General features: G+C 76.1%; 8 protein-coding genes. 6 read left to right on the top strand and 2 right to left on the bottom strand.

Annotated features, from left to right (window positions below):
* Positions 1-140: 140 nt before the first annotated feature.
* From GD970_RS15385 to GD970_RS15395, 3 genes are all read left to right on the top strand, one after another.
* A complete protein-coding gene (locus GD970_RS15385) occupies positions 141-929 on the top strand; it encodes an SOS response-associated peptidase (protein ID WP_152203781.1) in 789 nt (262 codons plus the stop codon).
* A gap of 150 nt (positions 930-1,079) precedes the next feature.
* Positions 1,080-2,363: a sensor histidine kinase gene (locus tag GD970_RS15390; RefSeq protein WP_152203782.1), complete on the top strand. Its 1,284-nt coding sequence runs from the start codon at positions 1,080-1,082 to the stop codon at positions 2,361-2,363.
* The gene (locus GD970_RS15395; protein ID WP_152203783.1) at positions 2,360-3,052 is read left to right on the top strand and encodes a response regulator; all 693 of its coding nucleotides are present in this window, start codon (positions 2,360-2,362) and stop codon (positions 3,050-3,052) included. Before GD970_RS15390 ends, GD970_RS15395 begins: the two co-directional genes overlap by 4 nt.
* A gap of 15 nt (positions 3,053-3,067) precedes the next feature.
* Here GD970_RS15395 and GD970_RS15400 read toward each other — a convergent pair whose 3' ends face one another.
* Positions 3,068-4,441 carry a glutamate decarboxylase gene (locus GD970_RS15400; protein WP_226925378.1) on the bottom strand — a complete coding sequence of 458 codons (1,374 nt, stop codon included), beginning with the start codon at positions 4,439-4,441 and terminating at the stop codon, positions 3,068-3,070.
* Positions 4,442-4,495: 54 nt separating this feature from the next.
* A complete protein-coding gene (locus GD970_RS15405; RefSeq protein ID WP_152203785.1) occupies positions 4,496-5,218 on the bottom strand; it encodes a hypothetical protein in 723 nt (240 codons plus the stop codon).
* 260 nt (positions 5,219-5,478) lie between these two features.
* Between GD970_RS15405 and GD970_RS15410 the strand changes: the two genes are divergently transcribed.
* From GD970_RS15410 to GD970_RS15420, 3 genes are all read left to right on the top strand, one after another.
* Positions 5,479-6,252 (top strand): ABC transporter ATP-binding protein, encoded by a 774-nt coding sequence (locus GD970_RS15410; protein WP_152203786.1) that lies wholly within the window; start codon positions 5,479-5,481, stop codon positions 6,250-6,252.
* Positions 6,252-8,930, top strand: a complete 2,679-nt coding sequence (locus tag GD970_RS15415; protein ID WP_170297272.1) for an ABC transporter permease — start codon at positions 6,252-6,254, stop codon at positions 8,928-8,930. Before GD970_RS15410 ends, GD970_RS15415 begins: the two co-directional genes overlap by 1 nt.
* A 105-nt stretch (positions 8,931-9,035) precedes the next feature.
* The coding region (locus tag GD970_RS15420; RefSeq protein ID WP_152203787.1) for an FHA domain-containing protein at positions 9,036-9,420 on the top strand (385 nt) is incomplete at its 3' end.

The following is a 9,420-nucleotide window of genomic DNA, read 5'->3' on the forward strand; positions in this document are numbered from 1 at the left end:
CATGGCCCACGGCACCCACACCGGCCGCGCCACCGCCGGCCGCGGGACGGCACGCACGCCGGCACGCGCCGGCACCGCGGCGGGCGCGCCGCCGGGCACGCCTTCCCCGCCGTGTCACCGGGCGGTGGCACCCTGGGGGCATGTGCGGCCGGTACGCCTCCTTCCGCCAGGCCCAGGACCTGGCGGACTACTTCGACGTCGCGCTCGTGGACGACGACGCCGCCGAGCTGGCGCCGTCGTGGAACGTCGCGCCCACCGACGGCGCCTGGGTGATCGTCGAGCGGGTGCTGCCCGCCGAGCAGCCGACCGGTCGGGAGCCGGCAGGTCAGGGCGCGGGTGCCGACCTCGCCGTCGCGCTGGACGAGCCGGCGCCGCGGGTGCGCCGGGAGATGCACGTGGCCCGCTGGGGCCTGGTGCCGGAGTGGGCCACCGACCCGGCCAGCGGCGCGCGGATGTTCAACGCCCGCGTCGAGTCGGTCGCGACCAAGCCCGCGTTCGCCGCCTCCCTGCGCACCCGGCGCTGCGTCGTCGTCGCCGACGGGTACTACGAGTGGCGCAAGCCCGGGCCCGGCGAGACGAAGAAGACGCCGTTCTACATCCACCCGGCCGACTCCGCCCCGCTCGCCCTCGCCGGCCTGTACTCCTGGTGGCGCGCCCCGGCGCCGGACGGCACCCGCGGGCCCTGGCTGCTCAGCTGCACCGTGCTCACCGCCGCCGCGCAGGGCCGGATGACCGAGCTGCACGACCGCGTGCCGGTCGTGCTCGACCGCGCGGCCGTCGGGCGCTGGCTCGCCAAGAGCGTCACCACGCCCCCGGGCGCGCTCGCCGCGCTCGCCGCCCCGCCCGCGCTCACCTGGCACGAGGTGTCGCCGGCCGTCGGTGCGGTGCGCAACAACTCCCCCGAGCTCGTCGCCCCGCTCGCCGCCTGAGCCGCCCGCCGTCGTCCTCCGGGCCGACCCGCCCGCCGTCGTCCCCCGGGCTGACCCGCCCGCCGTCGTCCTCCGGGCTGACCCGCCCACCCGCGCCGTCCCCCTCCCGGTGGATCCGGACGGTGCCGTCACGCTCGTAGGCTGAGCCATATGGGACGGACAGGGCTGCGCGCACGCCTGCGCGACCCCGCGCTGCGCCGGGCCACCGTCGATTCCCTGATCGCCCTCGGCCTCGTCCTCGTGGTCGGGCTGATGTCCGCCGGCGTGGCGCTGCAGGCCGCGGCGGGCCCCTCGGCCGTCGTCGTGGCGGCCGTGGTGATCGCCATGCCGGCCGCGCTCGCGTGGCGCCGCACCCACCCGGTCGCCTCGGCGGTGACCGTCTACCTGTGCGCGCTGCTGCACCTGGTGCTCGGCGTCGTGGCCTTCTCGTCGGACCAGATGGTCATCGTCCCCACCGACGTCCTCGTCCTGGTCGCGCTGTACTCGGTCACCGTCTACGGCCCACCCTGGGCCCGCCGGGCCGCCCTGGCCGGCGCGCTCCTCGGCGCCTTGCTGCTCGCGGTCGTCACGGCCACCTGGTTCGGCGGCGCGAGCCTCTGGAACTTCCTGGCCACGCTCCTCGGCGTGGCCGGGATGGTCCTGGCGACCTGGGGGTACGCCCAGTTCCGCCGCGGGCGCATCGAGCGGCTGGAGAGCCTGCTCGAGCGCGCGCGCCGCCTGGAGATCGAACGCGACCAGCAGGCCCAGCTCGCCACCGCCGCCGAGCGGGCGCGCATCGCGCGGGAGATGCACGACGTCGTCGCGCACACCCTCTCCGTCGTCATCGCCCAGGCCGACGGCGGGCGCTACGCCGCGCGCACGGACCCGGTGGCCGCCGAGCGGGCGCTGACGACGATCGCCGAGATGGGCCGCGACGCCCTCGCCGACATCCGCCGCATCCTCGGCGTGCTGCGCGACGGCGACGCCCAGGCGGGCACCGCCCTGCTCCCCCAGCCGGTGGACGCCGACCTCGACGCCCTGGTCGGGCAGATCCGCACCTCCGGCGTCGCCGTGTCCCTGGTGCGGATGGGCGAGGCGCGCCCGCTGCCGCCCGGCGCCGGCCTGACGATCTACCGCGTCTGCCAGGAGGCGCTGACCAACGCCCTCAAGCACGCCGGCCCCGGGGCGCGCATCACCGTGCTGCTGCAGTGGCTGCCCGGCGCGCTGACGCTCCAGGTCGACGACGACGGCCGCGGCGCCGCCGCCCCGAGCGACGGCAAGGGGCAGGGCCTGGTCGGCATGCGCGAGCGCGCTGCGCTGTTCGGCGGCACGGTCCAGGCCGGCCCGCGCCCCGGCGGCGGCTACCGCGTGCGCGTCCAGCTGCCCCTGCCCGAGCTCGGCGCCGCGAGCGCCGTCCCCGCGCCGCTCTCACCCCCGACCCAAGGAGCCCGATGACCGCCCCGACCACCGACCCGGCCGCCATCCGCGTGGCGCTGGTCGACGACCAGCAGCTCGTGCGCGCGGGCTTCGCCATGGTCATCGGCTCCCAGCCCGACATGGAGGTGGTCCTCGAGGCCGGCGACGGCGCCCAGGCGGTGCGCCTGCTCGGCAGCCACCGCGCCGACGTCGTCCTCATGGACGTGCGCATGCCCACCATGGACGGGCTCGCGGCGACCGCCGAGGTCACGGGCGGCGGCGACGGCGAGGGCCCGCGGGTGATCATCCTGACCACCTTCGACGTCGACGAGTACGTGCTCAAGGCCATCAAGGCGGGGGCGAGCGGGTTCCTCCTCAAGGACGCCCCGCCCGAGGAGATGCTCGCGGCCATCCGGACCGTCCACGCCGGCGACGCCGTCATCGCGCCGTCGTCGACGAAGCGCCTCATCGGCCACCTCGCCCAGGTGCTGCCGGAGACGGAGAAGGCCCCGCCGGCGGTGCTCGACGCCCTGACCGACCGCGAGCGCGAGGTGCTCGTGCTCATGGCGCGGGGGCGGTCCAACACCGAGATCGCCGGCGAGCTGTACGTGGCGGAGGCGACGGTGAAGACCCACGTGGGGCGGGTGCTGGCCAAGCTCGGCGCGCGCGACCGGGTCCAGGCGGTGGTGCTCGCCTACGAGACCGGCCTGGTCACCCCCGGCTCGTAGGGTCCGGGCCGGCGCTCAGTGGCCGCTGCCGGTGACGATCTTCCGGCGCTCGGACTCGTGGGCGCCGCCCTTCTTGGCCAGGGTCGCGCACGCCTCCTCGAGGTCACGCGCCAGGGTGTCGACGTGCTCACGGCTCAGGGTCTGCTTGACCAGCGCCCGCATGATCGTCACGTCCTGCGCGTCCGGCGGGAGGGTGTAGGCCGGGACCATCCAGCCCCGCTCGGCCGCGAGCTGCCAGGCGATGTCGAACTCGTCGTAGGGCTGGTCCCCCGTGAGCCGGAACGCCACCAGCGGCAGCTGCTCCTCGTCGGCGCCGATGAGCTCGAAGCGGCCCATGGCCTGCAGCTTCTCCGCCAGGACCCGCGCGTTGGTCTGCATGTTGCGCATGATGTAGGCGTAGCCGGCCCGGCCGTAGCGCACGAAGTTGTAGTACTGGGCCAGGACCATCGCCGAACCCGTGGAGAAGTTCAGCGTGAACGTCGCGTCGGTCTTGCCGAGGTAGTTCTCCTCGAACACGAGCTCGGGCGCCAGGGCGGCCCGGTCGCGGAAGATCAGCCACCCGATGCCGGGATAGACGAGCCCGAACTTGTGACCGGAGACGTTGATGGAGTGCACCTGCTCGAGGCGGAAGTCCCAGGGGGTGTCGGGGTAGAGGAACGGCCAGACGAAGCCACCGCTCGCGGCGTCGACGTGCAGGGGGACGTCGAGGCCGCGCTCGCCCTTGAGGCGCACGAGCAGGTCGTTGATGCCCACGATGTCGTCCTTGTGCCCGGTGAAGGTCGTGCCGAGGACGGCCGCCACGCCGATCGTGTTCTCGTCGACGTGCGGGGCGACGTCCTCGGGACCGATCGTGTATTTCCCCGGCCGCAGCGGCACGATCCGCGGCTCGACGTCGAAGTAGCGGCAGAACTTCTCCCACACGACGTGGACGTCGCCGCCGAACACCAGGTTCGGGCTCGACGTCGAGCCCCCGGCGGCCTCGCGGGCCTTCCGCCACCGCCACTTCAGCGACAGCGCGCCGAGCATGATCGCCTCGGACGAGCCCTGGGTGCGCGCGCCGGTCGTGTCCCCGGGCGCGTGGAACAGGTCGGCGAGCATGCGGATGCAGCGCTGCTCGATCTCCGCCGTCCGCGGGTACTCGGCGTGGTCGATGAAGTTCCGGTGCAGGTTCTCGGCGATGACGCGCTGCGCCTCCGGCTCCATCCACGTGGTCACGAAGGTCGCGAGGTTGCGCGCCGGGTCGCCCTCCAGCGCCAGGTCCTCGGAGACGAGCCGCATGGCGTCCACGGCGGTCATGCCGTCGACGGGAAACTCCTTGGTGGGCACCTCCTCGATGGCGAAGCGGTTGCCGAACAGGGCCGCGTCGGCGGCGCGGGGCAGGACGCTCATGGACATCTCCTTCGGTTGAGGGCGAGGCGGCGTGATGCCCCATCCCGTGACGTGTCACCCGGGGTCGGTCCGCGGGCCGGCGAAATCAGCGCGCTGCCGCGACTGCACGGCGGACCGCCAGGCGGTGAACATGAGGCTCGCGCCGGCCAGGAAGCACAGCGCTCCCAGCAGGGTCCCGACGCCGGAGACCTTCGGGCCGAGGTCCTCGGCCGTGCTGGGCAGCACGTAGCTCGCGATCGCCGACGCCATGAAGAAGACGGACCCGATCATGTTCAGCCACGCGATGCCCCGCGGCGCGAGAGCGGGTCGGGCGCCCAGGAACCGGGCGCTGACGGCGTAGATGGCGAAGCCGCTCGCCACGAGGAAGAGCGTCGACCCCACGAAGTCCGGGCGCCAGACGCGCCGGTCCTCCTCGGCGACGGTGGCGTTGTGCGCGAGGGAGGCGAAGGTGCTGACGTTGAAGTAGAGGGTCCCCAGGAACTGGGTGACAGCGCCGAGCCAGCCCGGGTCGTGCGGCCGCCAGGCCCGGAACCGCAGCGGCCGCGCCACGTGCTCGCTGGTGAGGTCGACGTCGGTCATCGCCGGCGTCTGCGCCTGGAGCAGCTGGGCGAACGAGGCGGAGGTGAAGAAGATCGAGCCGACGAAGAAGGTCACGGAGTCGGCCGCCGTGCCCACGGCGCCGGCGTAGGCCGGCATCGCCCCCAGCGCGAAGCACGCCGCTCCGACGATGAACAGCCAGGCGATGGCCCGGTTGAGCGCGGCCGGTCGCACCCTCATGCTGGCGATCCCCTCTGCCGGGTCCTCACATGCTGCGCCCCGCCCCTCGCCGGGAAACTCATCCCGGTCGGGTGAGAGCCGCACCCCGGTGCCCCTCCCCGGCCCGCCGTGCGGCGGTGTCCCCCCACGGGATGACCCCGGGGCCGTCCCTGGGCCGACGACGCCACCACCCGGCGTCCGTAACGTCGGGTGGGCCGGCACGTCTCCGGCGACGGCGCGCGCCCCGGCCGCGCCGTCCCGCACCACCCAGGAGCTTCCCCATGACGACCCCGACCCCACCCGCCCCCGCCGAGGGCCGCGCCGCCGTGCGCGCCGTCGGGCTGCGCAAGACCTACGGCACCGGTGACGTCGCCGTCCACGCCCTCGACGGCGTCGACGTCGCCTTCGCGGCCGGCCGGTTCACCGCGATCATGGGCCCCTCCGGCTCGGGCAAGTCCACCCTCATGCACCTGCTCGCCGGGCTGGACGAGGCCAGCGCCGGGCAGGTCTTCCTCGGCGCGACCGAGCTGACCGCCCTGGACGACCGGGCCCTGACGCTGCTGCGCCGCGAGCGCGTCGGCTTCGTCTTCCAGTCCTTCAACCTGCTGCCGATGTACACGGCCGAGCAGAACATCACCCTGCCCTGCGAGCTGGCGGGCACCGAGCCCGACCGGACCTGGCTGGAGACGCTGGTGACCACGCTGGGCCTGGGCGAGCGGCTGGGCCACCGGCCCGCCGAGCTCTCCGGCGGCCAGCAGCAGCGCGTGGCCATCGCCCGCGCCCTCATCACCCGCCCCGACGTGGTCTTCGCCGACGAGCCGACGGGCAACCTGGACTCCCGGGCCGGGACGGAGGTGCTCTCCCTGCTGCGCACCAGCGTCCGTGAGCTCGGCCAGACGGTCGTCATGGTCACCCACGACGCCGGCGCCGCCGCCTACGCCGACCGGGTGGTGCTCATCGCCGACGGGCGCATCGCCGGGGAGATCTCCGACCCCACCCCCGAGGCGGTCCTCACCGGGCTCGACGCCCTGCGCACCCTGGACGGGGTGGCCTGATGCTCCGCCTGACCCTGGCGCAGATGCGCCGGTCGGCCGGCCGGCTCGCCGCCGCCGGCGTCGCCATCGTGGTCGGCACGGCGTTCGTCGCCGCCACCCTGCTGGCGGGGGCCCTCATCCGCGACACGACCTACCGCACGGTGACCGCCTCCTTGGGCGACGCCGACGTGGTGGTGCGCCCGGCGGACGGGCCGCTGACCCCGGAGACCGTCGCGTCGATCGCCGCGCTCGACGGCGTCGCCGCCGCCGACGGCGTCACCGAGCTTTTCGGGCAGCTGCGGGCGGCGGGCCGGCAGGACGCCGCGCTGCTCACCGCGACGGCGTCGACGGCGCGGCTCGACCCGTTCACGGTCGTCGAGGGCCACATGCCCACCACCGACACCGAGGTCGCGGTCACCGCGGCCAGCGCCGAGCGGCTCGGCGTGGCGGTGGGCGACACGGTGCGGGCGGAGTGGGACGTCTTCACCTCCGACCCGGCCGCCGAGGGCGGCGGGACCTGGACCACCGCCGGCGCCGACCTCGTCCTCAGCGCCGTCCTCGCCGACCCGCCCGCGATCGCCGCCTCCGGGTCCGCGGCGGTGGTGAGCCGGGCGAACCTCGAGCGCTGGCGGGCCCCCGACGACACGGCGGGCTACGACCGGGTGCTCGTCGCCACCGACGCGGACCCGGAGACCGTGGCGCAGGAGATCGCCGCGCTCGGCCCCGTGGTGCGCACCGCCCAGCAGGAGGCCGAGGAGCAGACCCGCATGCTCACCGGCGACACGCAGACCCTGACCTACCTCGTGCTCGGCTTCGCCGCGGTGGCGATGTTCGTCGCGGGCCTGGTCATCGCCAACACCTTCCAGGTCCTCGTCGCCCAGCGCACCCGCTTCCTCGCGCTGCTGCGCTGCGTGGGCGCCACGACCGGCCAGGTGCACCGCTCCGTGCTGCTCGAGGCACTCGCCCTGGGCGTGGTGGCCAGCGTGGTCGGCCTCGTGGCCGGGCTGGCGCTGGGGCAGGGGGCCCTGTGGGTGCTGCAGCGGGCCGACCTCGGCCTGGAGGTCGCCCCCACGATCACGGTGACCCCCGCCGTCGTCGCGGTCCCGCTCCTGACCGGCACGGTGGTCACGGTGCTGGCGGCGCTCGCCCCGGCCCGTTCGGCCACCCGGGTGCGGCCGCTGGCGGCGCTGCGCCCGGCCGCCGCGCCGACGGTGCGCCGCGGGGGGCGCGGGCGGCTGTGGACGGCCGTGGCGCTGACCACGGTGGGCGCGGTCCTGCTCGGCGCCGGCGTCGCGGTGCCCCACCTCCCCGGGCTCGACGAGGTGTCGACGATCGGGCCGGCGCTGCTCGTCGGCGTGCTCGGCGGCATCCTCTCCTTCGCCGGGGTCATGGTGGGCGCGGTGTTCCTCGTCCCGCGGGCGCTGCGCGCCCTCGGCCACGCCCTGGCGGCCCTGACGCCCCGGCCCTGGCGGCCCACCGTGCGCCTCGCCACCGTCAACGCGACCCGCAACCCCCGGCGGACCTCGGCGACGGCGTCGGCGCTGCTCATCGGCGTGGCCCTGGTGACCATGATGAGCACCGGCGCGGCCGGGGCCCGGGCCAGCCTCGGCGCCGCGCTCACCGCGCAGTTCCCGGTGGACGTGGCGGTCGTGGCCGGCGAGGGCCCCGACGTCACCCTCTCCGCGGTGCAGCTGGAGGCGGTCGCGGCCACGTCCGGCGTGGCCGAGGCGGTCCCCGCGCACATCGCCAGGGCGTGGCTGGCCTCGGGAGCGATGCTCACCGACGCCTCCGTCGTCGCGATGGGGGCGGACGACGCCGCGACCGTCGTGCGCGACCCCGCGGCCTTCGCCGCGCTCGGGGACGGCGTGATCCTTCTCGGCGAGCACCTCGCGGACCAGCTCGACGTCGCCGACGGGGAGCCGGTCACCCTGTCCGCCGAGCCGCCTGCGGGCGCCGGCGACCCGGCCGCGACCGAGCCCGCCGCGGGCGACCCGGCCGCGACCGAGCCCGCCGCAGGTGACCTGGCCGGCGCCGGGGGCCCCGCCACGGGCGAACCGCTCACCGCGCGGGTGATCGCCGACGGCGGCTACCTGGCCGTCGTGGAGCCCCCGACGCTGACCCGCGCGGGGCTGGCCCCGCCGGTCAACGGCGTGTGGGCGCGGCTGGACGGCGGCGACGCGGCGGCCACGGTGGTCGCGGTCCAGGACGCCCTGGCCGCCGCGACGACAGCGGCCGACCCGGTGCCGCACGTCGTGGGCGCCGCCGCCGAGCGCCAGCAGTACGAGCAGATCATCGACACGCTCCTGGCGATCGTCGTCGGGCTGCTCGGCGTGGCGGTGGTCATCGCGCTCATCGGCGTGGCCAACACCTTGTCGCTGTCGGTGATCGAGCGACGCCGCGAGCACGCCCTGCTGCGCGCCACCGGTCTGACCCGCGGCCAGCTGCGCGGCGTGCTGGCCACCGAGGGGTTGCTCATCGCCGGCGTCGGGGCGCTGCTCGGCGCCCTGCTCGGGCTGGTGTACGGCTGGGCCGGCACCGCGGTGATCCTCGGCGGCACCGGCGACGTGGTCCTGGCGGTCCCGTGGCTCTCCCTCCTCGGCGTCGGCGCCGTCGCGGCGCTGGCCGGGCTACTCGCCTCGGTGCTGCCGGCCCGCTCGGCCGTCCGCACCCCGCCGGTGGCCGCGCTGGCGGCGGAGTAGGCCCACGCCCGGGCGCCCGGCGCTGCGGACACGTCCACGCCCGGGCGTCCGGCGTGTCCACAGGGCCGCGGCACGGCCCGGCGCGGGTCCGGCACGCTGGCCGGTGTGCGCAGCGATGCCCGCGGTGGCGACGGTGACGCGGCGGGCCGGGAGGGTCTCGCCACGGCGACGCTGCGCGCCGCGTGGCACCTCGCCGTCGTCGGGGGCCCGGACACCGGGTGGTGCCTGCCGCTGGGACCGGACGCGACGACCATCGGGCGCGGCGGCGGGACCCTGACGGATCCCTCCGTGTCCCGTCGCCACCTGCAGGCCCGCACCCGCCGCGGCGGGGTGCAGGTCCGGGACGCCGGCTCGGCCAACGGGACCCGGTGGCGCCCGCCGGGCCGGCTTCGCCCGGCGCGCCGGCTGGGGCGCCGCTGGCGCACCGTGCCCGCCGGCGCGCGGCTGGCCGTCGGCGCCAGCGTGCTGGAGGTGCGCCCGCGTCCGGCCC

The organism is Georgenia thermotolerans (genome assembly GCF_009193185.1).
Classification (GTDB): domain Bacteria; phylum Actinomycetota; class Actinomycetes; order Actinomycetales; family Actinomycetaceae; genus Georgenia; species Georgenia thermotolerans.